Here is a 25,024-nt window from a genome sequence, read left to right as displayed (position 1 = left end):
CGAACAATCGACCTAACTACTATTGTAGTTAGGTCTTTTTTGTCTGCATCATACATGATTTCTCCTAAATTACCCATACTACATATACGCAAAAAAGTTGGGAGGAGATTAATTTGCGTCAATTAGTCTGGCTATGCTGCTGTGTGCTGTTACTATCAGTCGTTTCACCGGCATATGCTACAAATGCAGTGTTTCCGGAACGGCCGCAAATTGCTGAGAGAACTCTTGATCAGAATGAAAAAACGGTCGTCATCGTGACGGCAAAAGATAAGGTAGAAGATGCAGTAGCTGAAGTGATGGCTGTGTTGCCTTCAAGTAAAGTAAGAAAGAAGTTTAATCGTTTATATAACGGATTTTCCCTCGAGTTAGAAAAGGGAGATCTTGATGTATTAAAAGATGTTCAATCTGTTGAACGTGTCGATCAAGTGGCACAATATGAAGCCAATCTAGATGGCAGCGTTCCTTTTATCGGAGGCGATCATGTCCGAGGAATGTTCAGTCGTGATGGTGAGCGTTTGACCGGAAAAGGTGTGAAAGTGGCTGTGATTGATACGGGCATTGATTATAGGCATCCTGATCTCCAAGCGAATTATAAAGGCGGCTATGATGTCGTCGATTATGATCATGATCCGATGGAGACACAAAGCACTCAAGGGGTGCCGACCTTGCACGGAACGCATGTTGCGGGAATTATTGCAGCCAATGGTCAAGTAAAAGGAGTGGCACCTGAAGCAGATATTTATGCGTATCGTGCTCTAGGACCAGGTGGACAGGGGACTACAGAACAAGTCATTGAAGCGATTGAAAAAGCAGTGGCTGATGGAGTAGACGTGCTTAATTTATCACTTGGAAATACAGTGAATGGACCGGACTGGCCGACAAGTGTGGCACTGGATAAAGCGGTGGAGGAGGGAGTCGTTGCCGTTACATCAAACGGAAACAGCGGCCCTAAAATGTGGACGGTCGGCTCTCCCGGAACTTCGACAAAAGCAATATCCGTAGGTGCTTCAGCCCCGCCGATCAAAACACCTTATGCAACGGTATTCGGTGATGATAAGGAGCTGACTCTCTTTCCGATGGGAGGAACGATGCCGTGGGCGCTAAAGCGTGATTTCCCGCTAGTTGACGGAGGCCTTGGCACGGAAGAAGATTTAGATGAGCTTGAGGTAGAAGGGAGTGTTCTTTTGGTAAAACGCGGTTTGATCCCGTTTACTGAAAAGGCTCATAATGCCAAAAAAGCTGGAGCCAAGGCAATGATAATATATAACAACCTGCCGGGGGCATTTGTCGGTGTGGTTGAAGGCGGTGTGAAGCTGCCTGTTGTCAGTGTCACAAAAGAGGACGGAGAATATTTGCTGGATAAACTAGAGGAAGCACATAAAGAGCTTACCATCCGCACAATTTACCGGGAAGAAGAAGATTTTATTGCCCCGTTTTCCTCACGGGGACCGGTAACACAAACATGGGAAGTGAAGCCCGATCTAGTCGCTCCTGGGGTCTCAATCGACAGTACGGTTCCAAGAGGATATTTAGCGTTAAACGGCACGAGTATGTCAGCCCCGCATGTTGCAGGAGCTGCAGCCCTCGTAAAGCAGGCCCATCCTGACTGGTCGCCTGAACAGATTAAAGCAGCGCTTATGAACTCGGCTAAAAAGCTGACTTCACCAGAAGGGGAGAGGTATCTTCCGCATGAACAAGGGGCAGGAAGACTTCAAGTGGATGATGCCCTAGAGTTAAAAACGCTCGTCTATCCGGGTGCTGTTACATTTGGGAAATGGACAAAAGAAGATCCGCGTGAGAAGCGGGAAGTGACATTTACGATTGAAAATCATGATAATCTGCCGCGCACCTATCACATCACACCGCCATTTGAAGCACCGGATGGACTTCAGTGGGATGTACCGTTTGCCACGACGCTTAAACCAGGTGAGAAGCGCGAGGTCAAACTCCAGCTCGATATGCTGCCTTCTGTTTTAGCTGAAGGTATCCATCATGGGGACATCCTCATTGAAGGCGGACGCGAGACGATTACTGTACCGTATGTTTTCTTTATTGAGGAGCCGAATTACCCGAGGCTGATGGCCTTTAACTTCGGACAAGGCGATACGGCAGATACGTATCGATACGAATTGTACTTACCTGGTGGAGCGGAAGAGTTTGGCATCGTTTTATATGATCCAGACACCTTTGAATTTGTCACATTCCTCGACAGTAAAGAAGATATAGGCCGAGGGATGGTAGAAGGCACGTTAACAGATGTGGACCTAGAAGACGGCGTCTATAAAGCGCTGATTTATGCTGTGAACGACGGACAGGAAGATACAATTGAAGCATGGGTTACAATTGGAGAAGAACTCCCCCCAAAGAGTCAAGGATTAGAGTAGGGGAGTGAGTGGAAAAGGAGCGCGTGGTGCGCTCTTTTTTTATGCTGGCTGATCTTGTGGAGTAGGGGAGGCTATGATGAGCTGCGTCGCGTGAACTGGCGCAATATTTGTCAAAGTAAATAGAATAATGCCTGAGAGCCGCGCATATCATGTATAAAGTGACGCAATGAGGTCGAAGAGGCGCGCAATTAAGGCTGAGGCTGCCGCATAAGAGAGAGGAGCGACGCGATAAGAGGGTGAATAGACGCATCCGGCCGTCTGCTCTGCGCGCAGGAGTGCAACTCACTGATTCGACAATCTCAGCCATACCTTCATCCTTCGACATACTTCTGCACAAACACCAAATTCACGCACCCAACCCATATATACCCAAGATATAAATCCTTGACAAAAGTTTCACACAAACATGTATAAAACCCTCTAAAAATGTGGAATATGACAGAAGTGTGAACAAAGGAAGATATCGACAAATCTCTTTTTTTTTAGTCGGAAAACACATTGACACAAAGTTTTCGCTATTGTACGATTACAAAGGATATGATGATAAGGTTTACATACGAAAATGAAAAGGTTCGAAAGCTCTGGAAAAGCTTGAGGGGAGCGGTGTTCATGTCTAACGAAAAACGCAACCCGCTGCGCGCTATGGCACTAGTGTCGATCATTTCCTCCTATATAGTTGGGGGAGTGGTTATGGGCATATTTATTGGATTGTTTCTAGGGAATCGATTCGGTGCTATGCCGATCTTTTTAGTCATTTCGGTACTAAGCGGTCTGGGTATTGGGTTTTATGGCGTGATGAAAACGATTGAACCGTTCTTAGGAGACGATGAGTAAAATGAGTTCGTTACAAGGGAAAATGAGGCAACATACAATAATTGTGATGACACTCTTATTTTTATTTATCACAGGTTATCTCCTCACTCAACTTAAGGTGCAATTCCTCAGTTTTTTTGCAGGTCTTTCTGTTAGTTTTCTTAATCTTTGGACGACTTATTACTTGGCGAAAGTTGTCGGTAAAGTGGCCGATCAAAAAAGAAAACACTCCGTCCTACCTTTTATTCTAGCTGGGTTCGGCTATTTAATTCGTATTGTTCTTGCACTCTCTGTGGTTTACTGGGCGCTCATCAATCCGGATACACTTAATGTTCTTTTAGTCATTGCAGGGATATCCCTGATTTATGCCATTATTATGCTTGATATGCTATTTCAATTTATGAGAAAGAGGTGAATAGTATGAACGATCATAAGCCGCCTATTGAGGAGTTTATGGGTCTGAGTTTCAACATGTCTACGGTGCTTATGACAACAATAGCCTGCCTCATTGTTTTCTTAATCACATTTATCGGCACTAGACGACTCTCGATGAACCCATCAGGCTTGCAGAACTTCTTAGAATGGGTCGTTGACTTCATTCGCGGTATTATTAAAGCCAACATGGACTGGAAAGTCGGTGGAAGATTCATTGTTTTAGCATATGCGCTGTTATTTTATGTTTTCGTAGCTAATATGCTTGGGCTGCCATTTGAACTTTACAACCCGACAACTCATGAGGTTTGGTGGAAGTCACCAACATCTGATCCAGTATTAACCTTAACAATGGCTGCTTTTGTTGTTATTCTTACCCATTATTATGGAATTAAAATCCAAGGATTTGGCAAGTATTTAAAAGGTTATATTACGCCAGTCCCATTCTTGTTGCCATTTAAAATTATTGAAGAGTTTGCCAACACATTAACTCTTGGAATGCGTCTATTTGGTAACGTTTATGCGAAAGAGATCCTGATGATCCTGCTTGTAACAGCAGGTACAAGTGGTCTAATTGGAATGTTTGGAGCATTTTTACCACTTATTGTTTGGCAAGCATTTGGCCTGTTTATTGGTGCGATCCAAGCTTATATCTTTGCCATGCTAGCGATGGTTTACATGGCGCACAAAGTTGAAAGTCATTAATCTTAGGAACAACGCTTTGGACAAGCAGTGTATATTTTACATAGCTTTTACAAAGCAATCAAATATAAACTACTAAACACATAATAGGAGGAAATTTATCATGGCATTTTTAGGAGCTGCTATCGCAGCAGGTTTAGCAGCGGTTGCAGGTGCAATCGCAGTAGCAATCATTGTAAAAGCAACAATCGAGGGAACAACTCGTCAACCAGAACTTCGTGGTACACTTCAAACTCTTATGTTTATCGGGGTTCCTCTTGCTGAGGCCGTGCCGATTATTGCGATCGTTATCTCATTATTAATCTTATTCTAATCAGCAATCGTATACGCACGAAAAGCTTTTTCAGTGTGCATAAAAATGGCGACAGTGTTCAGCTTGAACCTGCGCCATTCCTTATGTAGAACTAATCAGCATGTATATCTATAAGTGTTATTTAATGAATATAAAGCCATCTAAATATTTTTCACATCCAAGAAAGGAGTGAATCCACGTGGGTTTTGATATTAACTGGGGCTCAGCTCTTTACCAATTACTTGCTTTTTCAGTGTTACTTTTCTTTTTAAGTAAGTTTGCACTGAAACCGTTGCTAGGTATCATGGAAAAGCGTGAGCAAATGATCAATGAGCAAATCAGCTCTGCTGAGAAAAATCGTAAAGATTCTGAAGCTTTTATTGCGGAGCAGCGCCAAGCATTAGAGCAGGCACGTATGGAAGCGAATGAAATTATCCAAAATGCAAAAAAACTTAGTGAGCAGCAAGGTCAAGATATTGTAAAAGCAGCACGTAACGATGCTGAGCGTATTAAGGAATCAGCAGTAGCTGAGATCCAACGCGAGAAGGAACAAGCAGTTTCTGCCCTTCGTGAGCAAGTTGCGGGTCTATCTGTTCTAATTGCTACAAAAGTGATTGAAAAAGAACTTAATGAAGCAGAACAAGAGAAGCTTGTACAAGAGTATCTTAAAGAGGTAGGCGAGGAGCTATGAGCAACCAAGCAGTAGCCAATCGTTATGCATATGCCCTTTTTCAGCTTGCTGAAGAAAAAAGCATTTTATCTCAAGTTGTGCAGGAGATGGAGCTTGTAAAGGAAGTTGTGAATACAACGCCTGAATTTTTACAGCTTCTTTCGCACCCGAAAGTAACAACGGAGAAGAAGCGTGCTTTCATTGAAAACAGCTTCAAAGATTCTCTAAGTGAAACAAGCCTTCATACACTGCTTCTATTAGTAGAAAACAAGCGTATTGAAAGTCTTGTGGATATGATTGATTCGTTTAAAGAAATGTCTTACGAGGCACAAGATATGGCTGAGGCTGTTGTGTATTCAGCTAAGCCGCTTACTAGCGAAGAGCAAGCGCAAATCGCTGTGATCTTTGCTAAAAAGGTGAACAAAGCGAAGCTTCTAGTAACCAATGTAGTGAATAAAGACCTTCTTGGCGGACTCAAGATTCGTATCGGAGACCGCATTTATGACGGCAGTGTAAAATCACAGCTAGACCGCTTAGAGCGTCAGCTGATTGCCGGTACACGTTAGTAGAAGATAGGGGTGAATGATATGAGCATCAAACCAGAGGAAATTAGCTCTCTTATAAAGCAGCAGATTGAAAGCTTTCAGTCTGATGTTCAAGTTCAAGATGTAGGTACGGTTATCCGTGTTGGTGATGGTATCGCGCTTGCACATGGCTTAGAGAATGTCATGGCTGGTGAGCTTCTTGAATTCTCAAACGGGGTAATGGGGATGGCTCAGAACCTTGAGGAGAACAACATCGGGATTATCATTCTAGGACCATACACAGATATTCGTGAAGGTGACGAAGTGAAACGTACTGGTCGTATTATGGAAGTTCCTGTTGGAGAAGAATTATTAGGTCGCGTTGTGAACCCGTTAGGACAACCTATTGATGGTCTTGGTCCAATCGCAACGACAAAATCTCGTCCAATTGAAAGTCCGGCACCAGGTGTTATGGATCGTAAATCTGTACACGAGCCGCTTCAAACAGGTATTAAATCAATCGATACAATGATTCCAATCGGTCGTGGTCAACGTGAGTTAATCATCGGTGACCGTCAAACAGGTAAAACGGCAATCGCTATCGATACGATCTTAAACCAAAAAGACGAAGATATGATTTGTATCTACGTAGCAATCGGTCAAAAGGATTCTACCGTTGCAGGTGTTGTTGAAACACTTCGTCAACGCGGAGCACTTGATTACACAATCGTTGTATCAGCAAGTGCATCTGATCCGGCACCAATGCTATTCTTAGCACCATATGCAGGCGTATCTATGGGTGAAGAATTCATGTATAACGGCAAGCACGTTCTTGTGATCTATGATGATCTTTCAAAACAAGCTTCTGCTTACCGTGAGCTTTCCCTATTACTACGTCGTCCTCCAGGTCGTGAGGCATTCCCAGGGGATGTATTCTACCTACACTCTCGTTTACTTGAGCGTGCAGCGAAGCTTAGTGATGCTAAAGGCGGCGGTTCAATCACTGCATTGCCTTTCATCGAAACACAAGCGGGTGACGTATCAGCTTATATCCCAACAAACGTTATCTCAATCACAGACGGACAAATCTTCCTTCAATCTGACTTATTCTACTCAGGTATCCGTCCTGCCGTTAACGCCGGTTTATCGGTATCACGTGTAGGGGGCTCTGCACAGATTAAAGCGATGAAGAAAGTTTCAGGTACATTGCGTCTTGACCTTGCAGCGTACCGTGAGCTAGAAGCATTTGCTCAGTTTGGATCTGATCTTGATAAAGCAACTCAAGCGAAACTTAACCGTGGTCAGCGCACAGTTGAAGTTCTTAAACAAGACCTTCACAATCCGCTTCCAGTTGAGAAGCAAGTTGCAATCATCTATGCTCTTACAAAAGGCTTCATGGATGATATCCCAGTTGAAGATGTACAACGTTTTGAGTCTGAGTTCTTCACGTTCTTAGATCACAACAAAAAAGATCTTCTAGATCACATTCGCACAACTGGAAACCTTCCTGAAGATGCAGACTTTAAAGCAGCGATCGAAGAGTTCAAGAAGGGCTTTAGTGCAAGCAAGTAAGGCTAGTGGCTGGTAATTAGCAAAGGGGGGCGGCTGCGTACTTTTCTAGAGAGTACGCCTGCCGTTTGCCGCTTGCTATCTGCCAAGCAAAACACGAACCAGTTTTTGCGAAAAGGTGGTGAATCGAATGGCTTCATTACGTGATATACAGGGACGAATTACCTCGACTAAAAAGACAAAACAAATCACAAAAGCGATGCAAATGGTTTCAGCGGCAAAGCTGAACCGTGCACAGCACAACGCACAGTCTTTTACTCCTTACACGGATAAAATTCGTGAAGTTGTAGCTGCGATCGCATCATCAGGCACTGAGATCTCTCATCCGATGCTTGAGGAGCGTCCTGTTAAAAAGACAGGATACATTGTGGTTACGTCTGATAAAGGGTTAGCTGGCGGATACAACTCTAGCTTAATTCGTTCTCTATTAAACACGATTAAAGAGCGTCACAACTCTCCTGATGAGTACGGAATTATCATCATGGGACGTATTGGACGTGATTTATTTAAAAAACGCGGATTGCCTATTATTCAAGAGGTAATCGGCTTACCGGATCAACCGGAATTTAATGATATTAAAAACATTGCGCGTACATCTGTTGAAATGTTTGCTGATGGGATCTTCGATGAGTTGTATGTTTGGTACAACCACTTCGTAAGTCCAATCACTCAAGATGTAACAGAAATGAAGCTCTTACCGCTTACAGATATCGGTAGTGATGAAAAAGCTACTTCAGCTAGTGCTTCTTACGAGTACGAGCCAAATGAGCAAGCTATCCTAGAAAAACTTCTTCCACAATATGCGGAGAGCCTTATCTACGGATCATTACTAGATGCGAAAGCGAGTGAATTCGGTGCGCGTATGACAGCAATGAGTGCTGCAACTGATAACGCATCTGCTCTAATTGAAGAGCTTACGCTTAAGTTTAACCGTGCGCGTCAAGCGGCGATCACTCAAGAAATTACAGAGATCGTCGGCGGTGCAGCAGCACTAGAATAGATATTATTTTAACTACTACAAATACCCTGAAAAAATTGGCTAGGAGCCATTAGGAGGGACGGAATACTATGAATACAGGTCACATTACTCAAGTAATGGGTCCGGTTGTTGACGTAAAGTTCAAGAGCGGACAATTACCTGAAATCAATAACGCATTAAAAGTCGTACAAGTAGGTGCAGACAAAAATGCGGTTGATGTTACAGTTACACTTGAAGTTGCATTGCACTTAGGTGATGATTCAGTTCGTACCGTTGCAATGGGTTCAACAGACGGCCTTGTACGTGGTACAGAGGCACTTGATACAGGCGCTCCAATCAGCGTTCCAGTTGGAGAAGCGACTCTTGGTCGTGTATTCAACGTATTAGGAGAAGCAATCGACTTAGGTGAGCCGGTTGCAGCTGATGTAAAGCGTGACCCAATCCATCGTGAAGCTCCTAAATTTGAAGAGCTTTCAACAACTACTGAAATTCTTGAGACAGGGATTAAAGTAGTAGATCTTCTAGCACCTTACATTAAAGGTGGTAAGATCGGTCTATTTGGTGGTGCCGGTGTAGGTAAAACAGTTCTTATCCAAGAACTTATCAATAACATCGCTCAAGAGCACGGCGGTATCTCTGTATTCGCTGGTGTAGGTGAGCGTACTCGTGAAGGGAATGACCTTTACCACGAGATGACTGACTCTGGCGTTATCAAAAAGACTGCCATGGTATTTGGTCAAATGAATGAGCCGCCTGGTGCGCGTATGCGTGTTGCTCTTTCTGGTCTTACAATGGCAGAGCACTTCCGTGACCGCGATGGTCAGGATGTACTTCTTTTCGTTGATAACATCTTCCGTTTCACACAAGCAGGTTCTGAGGTATCAGCCCTACTAGGCCGTATGCCTTCAGCCGTTGGTTACCAGCCGACACTTGCTACAGAGATGGGTCAGCTTCAAGAGCGTATCACATCGACTAAAGTTGGTTCGGTTACATCAATCCAAGCGATCTATGTACCAGCCGATGACTATACAGATCCAGCGCCAGCGACAACATTCGCTCACTTGGATGCAACAACAAACTTAGAGCGTAAATTATCTGAGATGGGTATCTACCCTGCCGTTGATCCACTTGCATCAACATCTCGTGCACTTTCTCCTGAAATCGTTGGAGAAGAGCACTACAGTGTTGCTCGTCAAGTTCAACAAACGCTTCAAAAGTATAAAGAACTTCAAGATATCATCGCAATCCTAGGTATGGATGAGCTTTCTGAGGAAGATAAGCTTGTTGTACACCGTGCGCGTCGTATCCAGTTCTTCTTATCTCAAAACTTCCACGTAGCTGAGCAGTTCACTGGTCAGAAAGGTTCTTACGTGCCAGTTAAAGAGACAATCAAAGGATTCAAAGAAATCCTTGATGGTAAATATGATGATCTTCCTGAAGATGCATTCCGTCTTGTCGGCCGCATTGAAGAGGTTATCGAAAAAGGAAAACAAATGGCGTAATTCACGCATCGCATAAACTAAAGCGGGGGCGCAGCTAAGCTTGCTGCGCACCTGTTTATGCAAACTAACCCCGTGATGCTACTCGAGGAGGGTTTCTCACATGTCGACGATTCGTGTAAATGTAGTAACTCCTGATGGCAAAGTGTATGATGGTGATGTGGATATGGTAGTAGTTCGCACGGTTGAAGGCGAACTAGGTATCTTGCCAAAACATATTCCGTTAGTTGCTCCGCTTACAGTTGGAGCAGTACGCTTGAAAAAAGGCAACTCTGAAGAACAAGTTGCGGTTAGTGGCGGTTTCGTAGAAGTTCGCCCTGATCAAGTAACGATCTTAGCTGAGGCTGCTGAATTACCATCAGCAATTGATGTCGACCGTGCGCGCGCTGCTAAAGAACGTGCAGAAAGTCGTCTCAACTCTACAAAACAAGATGCAGTAGACTTCAAACGTGCTGAGCTTGCTCTGAAGAGAGCGATCAACCGTCTAGATGTCACTGGTAAATAAGAAAGCGGGATGAGCACTCAGCTCATCCTGTTTTTTTGTGGTTGTGATGAGGTGCGGCGTGGTGTTGTTTTCCAGATTTTTGCACCGTTTGTTCGAAAAAAGTGGAAAGTTGTTCGAATTATGCAATTGTTTGTTTGATAAAATGAGTTTTATGTTCGATATATCGCTTGACCATGTTGTACATTCCAATATATTGCTCCGTTTGCTAAAATTATTCAGCGTTTCGCTGGATTAAAGAGAAGATTCGCTGGAAAAATAAATTATTTGCTTGAATTAATTCTATTTTTATTCGATAAACTCCTCATCGTGCTGATCCTCACACCACTCTCACTCACTAATCCGTCACTAATTTGACTTTATTTCATGATTTCATGTGAATATTATCCATGCTATGTATCGTATGATTAGGAGGTATGGATGAGGCTGTGTCATAAGTCATGGATTAGATGACAAACATGACAAAAGATAGGTCTGTACAACTATAAAAATGATGGTAATTCGCTATAGATTTTTTTGCTAAAATCCGTTAAGATGAAAAATGGATTGCTTTGTCCTTGACATTTTTTTTAAGTCAATCGACAAATTTCTACTTACAGTAACACGAGAGAAGGATTGGGACTGGGGGTTAAAACGTTGTTTGAAGGCATAGGCCAGCAAGCACTGATCCACGTATTTGTGAATGTGATGTTTTTAGCAATCACTTGGTGGGCTTTGCAAGCTTTTAAGTTTGATCTATTTGTCAAAGAACCGAATAGCCCGAAAGCAAAAGCGCTTATGATACTCGTCACTATCGCTGTAGCCCAGTTAGTAAGTAGCTTTTTTCTTGATTATTACAATGCTTCAACGATGTTACGGTATTTGTGGTAAGGTAGTTGTTGTTGTCGAGTAATGACTACAACTTCCATGTATGCTTTTACTCCTCAAGGTAAAAATGGTACTAATCAGCTTTATTTGGGGGAGTGAGTCTTATGGGCATGGTACGAATACTATTTTTCGGTTTCATATTTCTTTTAGCAGGGTACAGTTATATGCAGGCAACAACAAGTCACGCACATAACAACAATTTACGTGAAATTGAATCCATTTTAGACTTAGCACAACAAGAAGAATTACATGTTCAAGGGTGGCAGCTGCGTATGAGAGCAGGACAAGGTCAAGTTAGCGATCTTGAAGCGTTTAAGCAGTATGTACATAATTTGAACAGCCAATTCACTGGTTGGAATGTGAGCGACGTACACATGTCTGAGACAGATTGGTCGATCGAGGCAACTCGTCCCTGCGTTTTGGGAGACAGCCAAGAAAGACTGAGTATCTATGCATACGAACAACATGGATCCTATGAAATCATCCACACTTATGAACTGAATGGAACATCAACCAAAGCGCTTGGTGAGAGAGAATTACACGAATTACTTGAAGAGAGAAAAGAATCATTTTCCCTGCAAGACTCGCCTATTTACTCTCAAGTAAGAGCAGTACGACCGGAAGATTCTGAATATGTGCAACCTTCTCTGGGAGACCAAGCAAGAGATTTCGTAAAAAAGCTCGGTGCAACAGAGATTGAATCACTGAATGAAGAAACGTTTGTCTCGGTTTCTGCATACAATGATGTATGGACAGATGCCATTGTCACAAATGGTCACAAGATGAACCTGCAAGTTGCCTTAAGAAGCGGAGAGACAATGGGCTCCGGTACAACCGTGACAATAGGAACGCCTATTATTACGACTGAATATTGATGATATAGAAGAGACTATAATTTCTAGACGCGGAGGGGAATACGTTGGAAAAAATTATTGTCCGTGGTGGCAATAAGCTAGAAGGCACTGTGAAAGTAGAAGGTGCTAAAAATGCTGTGCTACCCGTAATTGCTGCATCGATTTTAGCTGGAAAGGGCACAAGCAAACTTTATGATGTGCCAGAGCTTGCAGATGTATACACAATGAGAGAAGTATTACGTAATTTAAATATTGATGTGGAGTACGTAAACAACACATTTACGGTAAATGCCGAGAAAACATTAAAAACAGAGGCACCATTTGAATATGTTCGCAAGATGAGAGCGTCTTTCTTAGTGATGGGGCCATTACTTGCGCGCGTAGGTAAAGCTCGTATCGCTCTTCCTGGAGGCTGTGCAATCGGATCACGTCCAATTGATCAGCACTTAAAAGGGTTTGAAGCAATGGGTGCGACAGTTGAAATCGGAAATGGTTTCATCGAAGCGCGCATTGACGGCAAGCTTCAAGGAACAAAAATCTACCTTGACTTCCCAAGTGTAGGTGCTACTGAAAACATTATGATGGCTGCGGTCCTGGCTGAAGGAACAACAATCATCGAAAACGTAGCAGAAGAGCCTGAAATCGTTTGTCTTGCGAATTATTTAAATGGTATGGGTGCAAAAGTTCGCGGAGCTGGTACTGGTATCATTCGTATCGAAGGGGTAGAAGAGCTTAACGGTGCTAAACACACAGTGATCGGTGATCGTATTGAAGCTGGTACATTTATGGTAGCGGCTGCTATTACTGGCGGAAATGTGTTAGTTGAAGGAGCAGTAGCAGAGCATCTTCGTCCATTAATCGCGAAAATGCGTGAAATGGGAGTTGAAATCAAAGAAGAGGAAAATGGTTTACGTGTCATTGGGCCTGAAACACTAAAGGCAATTGACATTAAAACAATGCCTCATCCAGGATTCCCGACGGATATGCAAGCTCAAATGATGGCACTTCTTTTAAAAGCAAAAGGCACAAGTGTGATCACTGAGACTGTATTTGAAAACCGCTTCATGCATGTGGAAGAATTCCGCCGCATGAACTCTAACATTAAAATCGAAGGACGTTCAGCGATCATCTCAGGTCCTAACAACCTTCAAGGTGCAGAAGTAGCATCAACAGATCTTCGTGCTGGTGCAGCTCTTGTAATAGCTGGTCTTGTAGCAGACGGTATGACACGTGTAACTGAACTTAAGCACATCGACCGCGGTTATGTAGATCTTGCAGGCAAGCTACAAGCACTAGGCGCTGACGTTGAACGCGTAAAAGAGCAAGTTGAAGAAGAAACGACAACTGAAGATGCTCCATTACGTGTAAACACAAACCTTTAATTAAAAGCCCTTTTCGAAGGGCTTTTTGTTTTGCGGTTTTTGAGCGGGTGACCGTGTGCAAGATGAACGTAGTTGAAACCGGCGCAATTAACGCTTAGATCGACGCTATTCCCTCACCAATTCACGCAATAAACAGCTGAACCAGCGCAATTGCTATCAATTGACACATACGCGCTCACCATCAGCGCAATTCCTCAAGCAACCGATGCAATTGCGCTCGAGAAAAACGCATAAATGTTTCCAAACGTCGCATATCTCCACAACTTATCCACAGTTATGTCAACAAGTTTCCTTATCCATCAATTTAGCCAAAATAAACCCTTTTTATTCTTATATTCTGAATATTACCGCCTATATGCCTCTTTTTTAAAAATAAGTCATATTTTTTATAAAGGTTCTATCCAAATAAGTTATCAACAGCTTGTCCACAACTGTTAAAAAGAGAAGCTTCTTACTTCTCTTTATAATCCCAAAGCAGCCGCCAGTCTCCCTCTTCATTTGCGACATATACATATTGAATAAATTGAAAGTGGCCATATGTTCCGCGGTATGTTTTGGTCACTATGACTTCATAAGCTTCCATTTTTTCTGAGTCTTCATAGAGCTTCCAATTCTTTAATTTTTTCGGACGGCTCATATCAAACTCAAACGTATCAACGCCAAAATGATTCATAAATGTATGAGGCCGATCACTTATATAGCGATCCCGTGAGAAATGGCTTTGCATAGATGAGTGAAACAACTCCCAAGAAGAAGAGAACTTGGCTTCCTGCTCAAGAGAGTAAAAGTCATCAACTACCTTTTTCACTTGTCTTGCCTCAGATGGAATTAAGAAAAAAACGACGAGAAAGAAGAGTCCAATGATGACGATGGTTGGTAACATAAGAGGTTGAAGTGGATTTCTTCTACGCAGCATAGACGACCCTCCTTAACATTCTTGAAGCCATTGAAAAGCTACTTTTGAATAGAACGGTTTAATTCCTTCTCGTTTGTTGAGTGCAGTGGAAATGAACAACTGCTGCATGAAGGCTCATATTCAATAACTTCATTTCCTCTCAATCTATTCCAGCATGTACGCATTTATCACTGAAAGAAAGAACTTGTTCTATTAGAGGGGTCTCCCACATAAATTTATATAGAGAATTAAAGATATAATGGAGGCTTGAATATGAAACGGTTACTCATTATCGCAACAATCCTGTGTACGGTTGTACTGATCATTCCTACAATGATGGTGCTAATCGGGGATCGATCGACGCAGCAAATGACGATGCTAGAACCAACGAATCAGAAGCCGGCCGTCTCGAATCAAGTCACTTATGAGCCACAAGCAGATGTATCGATCCAAGTATTTAGGAGCAGCACCGAGCAAGTGGAGGAAGTTCCCTTAGAAGAGTATGTAGTTGGGGTCGTCGCTTCTGAAATGCCTGCTACATTTGAAATGGAAGCATTAAAAGCGCAAGCACTAACCGCGCGAACGTACATTTTAAGACAGATGCTTGAACCGGGAGATGTCGAGGTGCCTGGTGACGCAATGGTTACAGATACGGTGATGCATCAAGTTTATCAAGGAAAAGAAGAGTTGAAGTCTCGCTGGGGAGGCGACTTCGAGCAAAACTATGCACGAATTAAAGAGGCTGTCTTACAAACGCAAGGACAAGTATTAACATATGATGGAGAGCCGATTACAGCTGCCTTTTTTTCAACAAGCAATGGCTTTACAGAGAACTCAGAGGACTATTGGCCAAATCCAATTCCTTATTTAAGAAGTGTAGAGAGCCCGTGGGATGAACGCTCTCCCGAATTTACATCAGAAAAAGTATTCACAAAAGCTGAGGTCGAGCAAAAGCTTGGGGTAAGCCTTCCGGGTGATGGGTCAGTCGGTTCTATTACAGCACGTACCGATGGAGGTCGTGTAGCGTCAGTTAGTGTGGCAGGAAAAGAATTCAGCGGACGTGAAATACGTGACAAATTAGAACTTAATTCATCTGACTTTGATTGGCAGCGTCAAGGAGACCAAGTTGTTATTAAAACAAGAGGATGGGGTCATGGTATTGGAATGAGCCAATACGGAGCAGATGGTATGGCCAAAGAAGGAAAGAACTACGAGGAGATTGTTCATCACTACTATCAAGGGGTAAGCATCCAGTCAATGGAGTCGTATGAAGCGAAGCTGACGGCGAGAGCGGAGTAATATCATCACAAAGAAGAAGACCCTCAATTGGAAGGGTCTTCTTTCGTTTGTGCTTCTTTTTTGAGCCCCAACCAGTTCCCGAGGGTCATCCCTGCTGCAACAAGAACGAGTAAAAGAAGAAAATGAACTGCGCCCGGCTGAAGAAACTCGAACCAATGACCTCCGAATACCATTAACGTAAAGAGTCCTGCAAAGAAGCTGATCGTAGCACCTAAGGTTATCCCGCCAAGGTGGATCCATTTCATTATGTGCTTAAACCAGATCAATCCGGCTATCATGAATAAGAGGGGGATGATGCCGATGTATGGACTGTATACTTGGGGAAGGAAATAAGCAACCTCCAAACTATGTCTCCCTATCATAAGAACAATGTCCACAAGCTTTAATACGAAAATTCCAATTAACGCACCAAATAATAACCCGCCAAGCCGTGACCAGTCTTTTGAATAAGCAGCTATGACGACAGAGCACAGGAATAAAATAAACAATCCGATTAGCGGAAAAACAGGTATTAATAAGAGTGGGAACATCAAAAACCCCAATACAAATAATGCTTTTGAAAAGAAGTCAGCTAACGGTTCAAATAAACTAATGTGTTGAGCGAGCAGGGATCCATAATCAATAATCGTAAAGCTGGCATATAGAAAGGCGAAAAAGGTTAGTACACATAAAACAAAAGCATTAAATAATTTCATACAATAACTCCTTACACCATTTCTCATAGAGTTTTAGTCTAACATTAAATGGAAGCAGGTGAAATCTTTTTTTTTACAAATTACGCATAATACGCATACCTTTGTCGAAAACTAATCTAAAAAATTTTTTCGGTTGAATGTATATATTTCCAGGAATCGGCTCAAACTGGTTGCTGAGGTGATGAGAAATGAGAGAAGAAGAAAATAAACGCTCTTCTAAAAATGAGGAAAATTCATTTGATCTACAAAGCTTCCTAAAGAAGCGCTGGGTAGTTCCCGCAGTCTATTTAGTCGCAGCCGCTGGTGTATTGAGTGCCGTGTTCTTTATGCAAGGTGGAGACGAATCAGCTCTACCAGGCGAAGGAGTCGAAGTGGAAGATCCGTCGCAAGAAGGTATGTATGGTGAAGAAGCAGTAGAAGTTACTGCTGCAAATGAAGTCATCAAAAAGCCAGTTGCAGAAGAAGAAGGAATTGAAGTGGTTGTCCATTATTTTGTTGAGTCAGCATCTGCTGAAGAAAAAGAACTCGCTTTGGTATACTACAATAATGAATACCGTCAAAATAAAGGAATTGATTTTGGTCACGTTGAAAACGAAAGCTTTGATGTAGCTGCTGCTCTAAGTGGAACGGTTGTAAAGTCAGAGAAAGATGCACTTCTTGGATATGTTGTAGAAGTTAGTCACGATAATGGAATCGTTACGCATTACCATAGCTTAGATGGTGTGGAGCTTGAAGAAGGTCAAGTGGTAAGACAAGGTGACGTTATCGGACAAGCAGCCCGCAACTTATATAATCAAGAAGCAGGCGTACATGTTCACTTTGCGATCCGTCAAGACGGAGTTGCTGTCAATCCATCTGATGTATTTGAGCAGCCGATTGATTCAATTGGCGATGCTGTGAAAAAGCAGCAAGAAACGGCTAATGCAGAAGAGGAAGCACCAGCAGAAGGCACTGAGCCTGCAGAAGGTGAAAAAGAAGACAAGCCAGCTGATGAAAATGCAGATGCGCTTGGTGATGAAGACGAAACAGAAGCACCAGCTGAAGACGAAGATGGTGCCGAAGAGTCTGATGAAGAAGAAAATAATATTGGATAATCTTTAAGAGAGCGGCTCACGCATCAAGCGTGGGTCGTTTTTTGGGTTGGTTGGGAGCTCATTCGCCTTATTCTCCACCAACTCGCTAGTCGTATTTTGTCTACAAAAAATAAAAAAGACATTTGTCCTCTCTCTTGACATATTTCAGAATATTTGAAATAATAATGCTTATGAAAAGACTGTTATGGAACACCGCAAGAAGACCTGCTTGGATGTTCCACTATATTTAACAAAATAATGATAACGCTTACATATGGCTCGTATGATCTGTATTAGTACTACTCGAGACTGACTATCCGGTCTGAGTAAACGACATCAAAAATATATTACATAAAAGGAGGGCGCACATGCTGTACGTATTCTTGCTCATCACGGCCTTATCGATCTTCTTTGCTTTTAAAATGAAAAAGCCGCTGATGTTATCTGTTCCATTTGCAGCGATTCTCGTGTACTTTGTCTTTCAAATCGCCATGGTGCCGCTGGGCTTTTTTGAGACCGTCCGGTTTATCTTTGATCTAAGATAGGGAGGAAGCTATGCCGAAACGAAAGAAAACTCAAGTGACACAGCTAAATGCTGAACACTGTACGAAATGTCATCAAGACTCACTCACCTATATTCAAACTGGGCAATACTTTTTCATGCTCAGTATCCTGCCTTTTATCGTGGCTATTGTCTTAACTTTTGTGGTTCATCCAATTTTTCTAGCATTTATTCCATTCATAGCTTGGATGAATTTCAAATCTGCTAAAAAGAAAACACCTCTTAGACGCTGCACAAACTGCCACCACATCATGACCCCACAACAGCTTACACACCAAGCCTAATGAACATTTTACTCTAATAAGGAGGCGATGAAATAAGCAGTCAGTCAGTTAGTTAGTTGGAAAGGAAAAAGGTTGGAAAGTTGGAAAGTTAGAAGGGCAAAAGGTTGGTTAGCTGTTAGGTTTTAGGAAAAGATTAAAGTCTTTAAGAACTTTCTCCTAACCAACTAAATACTAACCACCCAGCCACCCAGCCACCCAATCACCCAACCACCTCAAAAAACCAAAACCAAGGAGGCGTTAACACTTGAAGAAGATTGATAAAAAAGTTGCCGATGCCTATTTTCGTGCGAGAACGACCCTTGTCATTGTCTGTTTGATTATTGGAGGGCTTGTATCATTTGGCGTTGTTGCCTTTGCCGAGTTCTTTGTTACGTTTAATATCATGGGAATGCCTGCTAACTACTTTATGGGGGCACAAGGAGCCGTTGTAACTTTCGTACTCTTACTTTTTGGAAACGCTATCATAAGTGATCAGATCGATAAGAAATATGGAATTAATGAAGAAGAAAATGTTAGAGCAAGTGCAGGAAAAGCACTAGATCACTAAAAAAGAGAAGAGTAAAAGGGGGACATCATTGTGGACCAACAGACGCTAGTATCCGTGTTAATGATCATGGCAACGTTTGGACTTTATATCGGAATTTCCGTATATAATCGAGCTAAAGCAACCTCTGATTTCTATGTAGCAAGCCGAGGCGTACCTCCATTCTGGAACGGTATGGCGATAGGCGGAGACTGGATGAGTGCGGCATCCTTTATCGGGATGGCCGGTACAGTTATGATTCTTGGTTATGACGGTCTTGCCTATATCATGGGTTGGACTGGTGGTTATTTATTCTTAACCTTCTTACTAGCACCACAGCTTCGTAAATACGGCCGCTACACCGTGCCAGAGTTTATCGGTGACCGCTTTGGCAGTAACACAGCACGGCTGATTGCTGCGATTGCAACGATTATCATCAGTTTCACCTACATTATTGGACAATTGTCTGGTTCGGGTGTTGTTATTGGACGAATTTTAAACATTCCAGCCATTTATGGAACGATGATCGGGGTTGTCGTTATTGCGATCTATGCGACGCTTGGCGGAATGAAAGGGATCACTTGGACACAGGTAGCGCAGTACATCATCTTAATTATTGCCTACATTATTCCAATCGTCTTCATGTCGCTTCAAATCACCAGTAATCCATTACCATGGCTTACATACGGAAACATTGTCACGCAATTAGGTGAGCTTGACCGAGAACTGGGGATTTCGGAGTACTTTGCTCCATTTGCCGAGAGTGAAAAATCCCAGTTTATTGCCCTTATGTTTACGTTAATGGTGGGTACAGCAGCCCTCCCTCACGTTATCGTTCGTTTCTACACGGTAACAACGATGAAAGCAGCTCGTTGGAGTGGTGCGTGGGCGCTTGTCTTTATTGCACTTCTTTACTTATCAGCACCAGCATATGCTGCATTCTCACGTTTCATCTTAATGACACGTGTAGCAGGCCAGCCCATTGATGAGCTGCCAGCTTGGACCACAACATGGGTTAATACAGGACTCTTACAAGTAGCCGACCAAAACGGCGATGGAATCCTGCAGTGGGAAGAGATTGTCATTTCGAATGATATCGTCGTAATGGCGACACCAGAGATCGCAAACCTTGGCGTCTTTGTCATTGGTCTTGTCGCAGCCGGTGCGATGGCTGCTGCCTTATCGACTGCTGGTGGTCTATTAATTACGATTTCATCTTCATTTGCTCATGATATTTACTATCGTCTTGTGAATCCAAATGCCAGTGATAAGAAACGTCTTGCTGCAGGTCGTTGGGCGATCGTACTATCTACTATAGTTGCCGGGGTCGTGGCTCTTGATCCCCCTGGGGTTATTACTCAAATCGTCGCTTGGGCATTTGCGATTGCCGGCGGTACCTTCTTCCCAGTTCTCTTACTCGGGGTTTGGTGGAAACGTGCCAACGCAAAAGGTGCCATTGCAGGGATGCTCGTTGGCCTATCCGTTACACTCACATATATTTTACTAGCACGCAGCGGCATTACACTCTTCGGTATTCAAGATACAGGAGCAGGTCTGATTGGGGTGCCGATTAACTTCATCGTTACAATTCTTGTATCGAAAATGACGGCAGCGCCATCTCAAAAACTTCAAGATGATGTCGTAGATTTACGTTATCCTGAACAAATGACGTATAAAGACGGAGAGGTATGGATGGATGAATCCTCAGGTAGATAATCAAATGATTCAAGACATACACACTCACCCGCTATTTGTCGGCACAACAGCCGACGAATTGCGGGATCTCTTAGAAACATGTGAACTCAAACACTACGGAAAATCTCAAAAAGTACTTTACTCCAAGACACCGCGCGAAGGACTTCTGCTTATCCTAAAAGGGGTGGCAGAAGTTTTTGTCAGTGGCAGGGACTCAAATTCAGAAGAGGTATTAGAGGTGCTGCAAAAAGGCGATATGATCGGCTTCTCAAGTCTTGCTGATTTTCTCGGCGAAAAGAGCGAGAATCCTGATCAATATGCAGTCGAGGTCCGGGCAGTAGAGGAGGCTGTTTGCCTGCATATCCCGTACCCGGTCATTGAAGCGCGCTGGCATGATGACACGGTTCGTGACTTTATGCTTCGCCAAGCGTCGATCAGATTGCGTGATATCTATCAATCTCTCGCAGAACAAATGAAACAAGCGAGTCATTTTGGCGAAAGTGAACCGTTTATCCGCCGAATTCATGACGTGATGACCGAACCGGTGATTGTTGTCGATCAGGATGATGATGTGCAAGATGTCGCAGCAACCATGGTCGAGCGCGGCACAAGTTCAGTCGTCGTGTTAAATGACGGCGATCAACTAATCGGAATTATCACTGAAAAAGATCTTGTGGCCCGAGTGGTTGCAAATGGAGGCGGACCAGGGATTGTGGCCAAAGAAGTGATGACCGCTAATCCATTTATAATCGCTGATGATGCCTTCTATTATGAAGCAATGTCGAGCTTTCTTATGAACGGGATTAAGCATCTGCCTGTGATGAGACGCGGCCGTGTTGTCGGCATGTGTACGCTATCGGATCTTCTGCGCAAGAAAAATCGCGGCACGATGGAAATCCTCCATACAATAGAAGAATCTGATTTTGAGACAATTGAGGCAATGAAACCAGCAATCTATGACGTGCTCAGCAATTTAATTCAAGACCGTATTCCAACAACTCATCTGTTAAATGTGATTACGAAGCTGTACGATCGCCTCGTGAAGCATGCGGTAACGCTTGCTGTGCGTGCGGTAGAAGACCGCGGGCTCGGAGCACCGCCTGTCAGGTTCAACTGGTACATGATGGGGAGCGGGGGGCGAGCGGAGCAGTTTATGTTAACGGATCAGGATCACTTCCTCGTCTATGAAGATGTCAGAGATGAAACACGTGAGGAAGTAGAGACCTATTTTGCTGAACTTGGTGGAGAGATTGTGCGTCATCTTGAGCAAGCAGGGTATAAGCGCTGTAAGGGACTGATGATGGCAAGTGAGTCGCAATGGCGCGGTTCGATGAAGAAATGGGAAGAACGTCTGCGTGGCTGGAGTCTGCGCTCGACGAATGACAACATTCTGCTTGGCCATAATTTCTTATCTTACCGTCTCCTGTACGGTGACTCTGAGCTTCATGATCAATTTGTCGATGTGGTAGAAGAGATTTTAACAAAGTCGAAAATCTTCTTATACCGAATGGCAGAGCAGGAGAAAGAGCACCCAGTGCCAACACTTGATCACCCGATTCGCGCTTTGTTCCGTATGAAGCGGGAGTCGATTGATATTAAGATGCATGCCCTCTTCCCGCTCCATCATTGTTTGCAGCTGCTATCCGCTCATCATGGCATATTTGAAGGAACACCGCTAGAGCGGCTCGATCGTTTAGTAGAAATTGATGTATTTGACGCTAAAACAGCTGATGAAATCCGCTTTGCCTATGAGGTGGTTCTATCAATCCGTGTCGATCAAGCATGGCAAAGCTATCAATCTGACACAGAGAGAACGAGCAAAATTCATTTTGCCCATTTGCGTACAAAAGACAAAGAAGAGCTGATGATTGCTTTAAGAACGATTCGCAGTTTGCAAAATCAAACATTAGGCGCTTTTGGAATGTATTAAATGAGCATTACGCGACGACTAGGAGGTGTGTGTCATGATGTTTTGGAAAAAGCAAAAGCTTAATTACCAGCTGCAATCAGAGGTCCCGTTAAACACGCATATTCGTGATTTAACCTTTACGATATTTGATACAGAAACGACAGGATTCGCTATTAACGGGGCTGATCGGATGATTGAAATTGCCGGGGTGCGGGTGGCTGGTTTGGAGGTTCAGGAGCAGACCTTCCAAACGTTCGTCAATCCAGATCGAGAAATTCCAGAAAAGATTACGAGCCTGACCGGTATTTCCGGGGAAAAGGTGAAAGATGCGCCGTCCTCACTCGAAGCTCTTGAGCGATTCTTTCAATTCAATGAAGACATTGACAGCAAGCTTTGGGTTGGCCATTATGTCAGCTTTGATATGATGGTCGTCAAAAAGGAGCTTTTGCGTCATAAATACACATACGACACCCCCCTAGTCGTCGATACACTCGATTTAATCGGTTACCTCAACCCGTCACGTGACATGCGCGACCTTGAGGTATATGCGCTGCAATTCGGCACCCTCGTCTATGAGCGCCATCAAGCGCTAGGAGATGCGATGACCACCGCCCATCTATTCTGTGAGCTGATGCGTCATCTAGAAGACCGGGGCAAGACGACGCTCGCTGATCTAATGGAGATCGGCAGCTCCACAACAAAAGGTGTAGTGTTTTAATAGAGGAGGAAAAACGCGGCCGAGCCGCGTTTTTTTTTGTTTAATGCGATTTTAGGCGGCGGGAAGGTGTTGACTGAGAGTGACGCTATTACAGCCTATACTGACGCATAACCCGGCCAGAGCGGCGCAATAAGCTAGGAGACAGGCGCAATAAGTGTCAACCGGCGCAATAACAGCGCATACCGATGCATATACTTCATCAAGCCGCGCAATCACGGCCGAGAGCAGCGCATAAAGAGCCTGAACCGGCGCAAACCACTCCGCCCGAAGCTCCCCACACCACTATGCAACCCCTGAAAACACCCTCCAATCACCCAAATATGTAAAAAAAGTCTGAAAATAGCCCTCGTCCTCTTTAAAATGTGGTATATCTGCTTAATTTCCCTAATAAACTGTACCAATCACCAACACAGAATTAGGGAGGCGAGACGTGTGCACGATTACATCAAAGAGCGAACGATCAAGATTGGCAAGTATATCGTCGAGACGAGAAAAACGGTGCGGACCATTGCAAAGGAGTTTGGGGTATCCAAAAGTACCGTTCATAAAGACTTAACAGAACGCTTGCCAGAGATCAACCCAGAGCTCGCAAATGAAGTAAAAGAAATTCTTGAATATCACAAATCTATTCGTCATCTTCGGGGCGGCGAAGCGACGAAAGTGAAATACAAGAAGACACAAGAAGAGCCTGTACAGCAAATTGTAAAAAGTCGTCAATAATTTGCAGAAATTATTATCCCTGTCTGAACAATCTGTGATAAAATTTACAATTAGGTATATCGTAATCAGTAGATACGATCATGTTCGGTAAAACAGGGAGGAAAAAGAATCATGTTTGGTAGAGATATTGGAATTGATTTAGGTACTGCGAACGTTCTAGTCTATGTAAAAGGTAGCGGTATTGTCTTAGATGAGCCCTCAGTAGTTGCAGTCGATACACAGTCAAAGAAAGTTCTAGCTGTCGGAGAAGAAGCGTTCCGCATGGTTGGACGCACACCAGGAAATATTGTTGCCATGCGCCCAATGAAGGACGGCGTCATCGCAAACTTTGAAATGACAGAATCGATGCTGAAGCATTTTCTTGGCAAGATTAATGTCAAAAGCATGTTTTCAAAGCCGCGCATTTTAATCTGCTGCCCGACAAATATTACATCTGTTGAGCAAAAAGCGATTCGCGAAGCAGCTGAGAAGAGCGGCGGGAAGAACGTGTATTTGGAAGAGGAACCGAAAGTTGCTGCAATCGGAGCCGGAATGGATATTTTCCAGCCAAGCGGTAACATGGTAGTCGACATAGGCGGTGGGACAACAGATGTTGCTGTTCTTTCAATGGGTGATATCGTCACCGCCTCTTCCATCAAAGTAGCTGGTGACAGATTCGATTCTGACATCTTAACTTACATCAAAAAGAGGTATAAACTTCTTATCGGAGAACGTACAGCTGAGAACATTAAGATGCAAGTCGCAACAGTATTTCCGGGTGCGCGTGAAGAGGAAATGGAGATTCGCGGACGCGATATGGTAAGTGGACTTCCTAAGACAATTACGGTACACTCAAAGGAAATAGAAGAAGCGTTGCTTGAATCGGTTTCATATATTGTACAAGCTGCAAAGCAAGTCCTTGAGCAAACGCCTCCAGAGCTGTCAGCAGACATCATTGATAGAGGTGTTATTCTTACAGGCGGCGGAGCTCTTCTACACGGTATCGATCAGCTTCTAGCAGAAGAGTTGAAGCTTCCGGTGCTTGTAGCAGAGGATCCAATGCATTGTGTGGCAAAAGGAACAGGCATCATGCTTGAGAACCTTGACCGCATATCAAAGAAAGTTAAAATTTAACAAAAACCTAAAACATACCGATACATGTGGCATAGGGACGAATCCATGCCGCATGTTTTCGTGCTTAAT

General features: G+C 43.5%; 26 protein-coding genes. 24 read left to right on the top strand and 2 right to left on the bottom strand.

The features are described 5' to 3' along the window. Positions 1-113: 113 nt before the first annotated feature. The 14 genes from BPOF4_RS22830 (at position 114) to murA (ending at position 13,469) form a co-directional block, all read left to right on the top strand. Positions 114-2,384, top strand: coding sequence for a S8 family serine peptidase (locus BPOF4_RS22830; protein WP_012960710.1), 2,271 nt, complete (start codon positions 114-116; stop codon positions 2,382-2,384). Between the two features lie 609 nt (positions 2,385-2,993). Further along, positions 2,994-3,218 carry an AtpZ/AtpI family protein gene (locus BPOF4_RS18150; RefSeq protein ID WP_012960709.1) on the top strand — a complete coding sequence of 75 codons (225 nt, stop codon included), beginning with the start codon at positions 2,994-2,996 and terminating at the stop codon, positions 3,216-3,218. Then, positions 3,211-3,612 carry an ATP synthase subunit I gene (locus BPOF4_RS18145; RefSeq protein WP_012960708.1) on the top strand — a complete coding sequence of 134 codons (402 nt, stop codon included), beginning with the start codon at positions 3,211-3,213 and terminating at the stop codon, positions 3,610-3,612. The genes BPOF4_RS18150 and BPOF4_RS18145 overlap by 8 nt, the downstream gene beginning before the upstream one ends. 5 nt (positions 3,613-3,617) lie before the next feature. Next, the gene (gene atpB / locus BPOF4_RS18140; RefSeq protein ID WP_012960707.1) at positions 3,618-4,334 is read left to right on the top strand and encodes a F0F1 ATP synthase subunit A; all 717 of its coding nucleotides are present in this window, start codon (positions 3,618-3,620) and stop codon (positions 4,332-4,334) included. 100 nt (positions 4,335-4,434) lie between these two features. Further along, positions 4,435-4,644, top strand: a complete 210-nt coding sequence (gene atpE, locus BPOF4_RS18135; protein WP_012960706.1) for a F0F1 ATP synthase subunit C — start codon at positions 4,435-4,437, stop codon at positions 4,642-4,644. 178 nt (positions 4,645-4,822) lie between these two features. Next, the gene (atpF, locus tag BPOF4_RS18130) at positions 4,823-5,314 is read left to right on the top strand and encodes a F0F1 ATP synthase subunit B (protein ID WP_012960705.1); all 492 of its coding nucleotides are present in this window, start codon (positions 4,823-4,825) and stop codon (positions 5,312-5,314) included. After that, positions 5,311-5,859 (top strand): F0F1 ATP synthase subunit delta, encoded by a 549-nt coding sequence (locus BPOF4_RS18125; RefSeq protein ID WP_012960704.1) that lies wholly within the window; start codon positions 5,311-5,313, stop codon positions 5,857-5,859. The genes atpF and BPOF4_RS18125 overlap by 4 nt, the downstream gene beginning before the upstream one ends. Positions 5,860-5,880: 21 nt before the next feature. Then, a complete protein-coding gene (gene atpA / locus BPOF4_RS18120; RefSeq protein WP_012960703.1) occupies positions 5,881-7,389 on the top strand; it encodes a F0F1 ATP synthase subunit alpha in 1,509 nt (502 codons plus the stop codon). A 127-nt stretch (positions 7,390-7,516) separates the two neighbouring features. Beyond that, positions 7,517-8,386 carry a F0F1 ATP synthase subunit gamma gene (locus BPOF4_RS18115; RefSeq protein ID WP_012960702.1) on the top strand — a complete coding sequence of 290 codons (870 nt, stop codon included), beginning with the start codon at positions 7,517-7,519 and terminating at the stop codon, positions 8,384-8,386. Between the two features lie 68 nt (positions 8,387-8,454). Continuing rightward, the gene (gene atpD / locus BPOF4_RS18110) at positions 8,455-9,867 is read left to right on the top strand and encodes a F0F1 ATP synthase subunit beta (RefSeq protein ID WP_012960701.1); all 1,413 of its coding nucleotides are present in this window, start codon (positions 8,455-8,457) and stop codon (positions 9,865-9,867) included. A gap of 100 nt (positions 9,868-9,967) precedes the next feature. Further along, positions 9,968-10,369, top strand: a complete 402-nt coding sequence (locus tag BPOF4_RS18105) for a F0F1 ATP synthase subunit epsilon (RefSeq protein WP_012960700.1) — start codon at positions 9,968-9,970, stop codon at positions 10,367-10,369. A 633-nt stretch (positions 10,370-11,002) separates the two neighbouring features. Beyond that, entirely contained in the window at positions 11,003-11,236 is a 234-nt protein-coding gene (locus BPOF4_RS18100; RefSeq protein ID WP_012960699.1) for a DUF1146 family protein, read from the top strand. A 101-nt stretch (positions 11,237-11,337) separates the two neighbouring features. After that, positions 11,338-12,108, top strand: coding sequence for a YwmB family TATA-box binding protein (locus BPOF4_RS21345; protein WP_012960698.1), 771 nt, complete (start codon positions 11,338-11,340; stop codon positions 12,106-12,108). Between the two features lie 44 nt (positions 12,109-12,152). Then, positions 12,153-13,469: a UDP-N-acetylglucosamine 1-carboxyvinyltransferase gene (gene murA / locus BPOF4_RS18090; protein ID WP_012960697.1), complete on the top strand. Its 1,317-nt coding sequence runs from the start codon at positions 12,153-12,155 to the stop codon at positions 13,467-13,469. 451 nt (positions 13,470-13,920) lie between these two features. On the opposite strand, the gene BPOF4_RS18085 is transcribed toward murA, so the two are convergent. Beyond that, entirely contained in the window at positions 13,921-14,385 is a 465-nt protein-coding gene (locus BPOF4_RS18085) for a hypothetical protein (RefSeq protein ID WP_012960696.1), read from the bottom strand. Between the two features lie 252 nt (positions 14,386-14,637). Between BPOF4_RS18085 and spoIID the strand changes: the two genes are divergently transcribed. Continuing rightward, complete coding sequence (gene spoIID / locus BPOF4_RS18080; RefSeq protein WP_012960695.1) at positions 14,638-15,663, top strand: stage II sporulation protein D; 1,026 nt, start codon at positions 14,638-14,640, stop codon at positions 15,661-15,663. Between the two features lie 23 nt (positions 15,664-15,686). Here the strand turns inward: spoIID and BPOF4_RS18075 are convergent, their stop codons facing one another. Beyond that, the gene (locus BPOF4_RS18075) at positions 15,687-16,358 is read right to left on the bottom strand and encodes a hypothetical protein (RefSeq protein ID WP_012960694.1); all 672 of its coding nucleotides are present in this window, start codon (positions 16,356-16,358) and stop codon (positions 15,687-15,689) included. Between the two features lie 188 nt (positions 16,359-16,546). Between BPOF4_RS18075 and BPOF4_RS18070 the strand changes: the two genes are divergently transcribed. The 9 genes from BPOF4_RS18070 to mreB all read left to right on the top strand — a co-directional run bounded on the left by BPOF4_RS18070 (position 16,547) and on the right by mreB (position 24,955). Beyond that, the gene (locus BPOF4_RS18070; protein WP_012960693.1) at positions 16,547-17,452 is read left to right on the top strand and encodes a stage II sporulation protein SpoIIQ; all 906 of its coding nucleotides are present in this window, start codon (positions 16,547-16,549) and stop codon (positions 17,450-17,452) included. Between the two features lie 347 nt (positions 17,453-17,799). Next, positions 17,800-17,976 carry a hypothetical protein gene (locus tag BPOF4_RS22515; protein ID WP_012960692.1) on the top strand — a complete coding sequence of 59 codons (177 nt, stop codon included), beginning with the start codon at positions 17,800-17,802 and terminating at the stop codon, positions 17,974-17,976. A gap of 10 nt (positions 17,977-17,986) precedes the next feature. Beyond that, entirely contained in the window at positions 17,987-18,277 is a 291-nt protein-coding gene (locus tag BPOF4_RS18060) for a hypothetical protein (protein ID WP_012960691.1), read from the top strand. A gap of 244 nt (positions 18,278-18,521) precedes the next feature. After that, positions 18,522-18,824, top strand: a complete 303-nt coding sequence (locus BPOF4_RS18055) for a DUF4212 domain-containing protein (RefSeq protein ID WP_012960690.1) — start codon at positions 18,522-18,524, stop codon at positions 18,822-18,824. Between the two features lie 30 nt (positions 18,825-18,854). Next, the gene (locus tag BPOF4_RS18050; RefSeq protein ID WP_012960689.1) at positions 18,855-20,516 is read left to right on the top strand and encodes a sodium:solute symporter family protein; all 1,662 of its coding nucleotides are present in this window, start codon (positions 18,855-18,857) and stop codon (positions 20,514-20,516) included. Next, entirely contained in the window at positions 20,497-22,425 is a 1,929-nt protein-coding gene (locus BPOF4_RS18045; protein ID WP_012960688.1) for a DUF294 nucleotidyltransferase-like domain-containing protein, read from the top strand. Before BPOF4_RS18050 ends, BPOF4_RS18045 begins: the two co-directional genes overlap by 20 nt. A 34-nt stretch (positions 22,426-22,459) precedes the next feature. Beyond that, the gene (locus BPOF4_RS18040) at positions 22,460-23,122 is read left to right on the top strand and encodes a 3'-5' exonuclease (protein WP_012960687.1); all 663 of its coding nucleotides are present in this window, start codon (positions 22,460-22,462) and stop codon (positions 23,120-23,122) included. A gap of 432 nt (positions 23,123-23,554) precedes the next feature. Further along, positions 23,555-23,842 carry a sporulation transcriptional regulator SpoIIID gene (gene spoIIID, locus BPOF4_RS18035; RefSeq protein ID WP_012960686.1) on the top strand — a complete coding sequence of 96 codons (288 nt, stop codon included), beginning with the start codon at positions 23,555-23,557 and terminating at the stop codon, positions 23,840-23,842. Between the two features lie 111 nt (positions 23,843-23,953). Further along, complete coding sequence (gene mreB, locus BPOF4_RS18030) at positions 23,954-24,955, top strand: rod shape-determining protein (protein ID WP_012960685.1); 1,002 nt, start codon at positions 23,954-23,956, stop codon at positions 24,953-24,955. Positions 24,956-25,024: the final 69 nt, after the last annotated feature.

The sequence above is a fragment of the Alkalihalophilus pseudofirmus OF4 genome (assembly GCF_000005825.2).
In the GTDB taxonomy this organism is placed as follows: Bacteria; Bacillota; Bacilli; order Bacillales; family Bacillaceae_D; genus Alkalihalophilus; species Alkalihalophilus pseudofirmus.
This window is presented reverse-complemented; position numbering and strand designations above follow the sequence as displayed.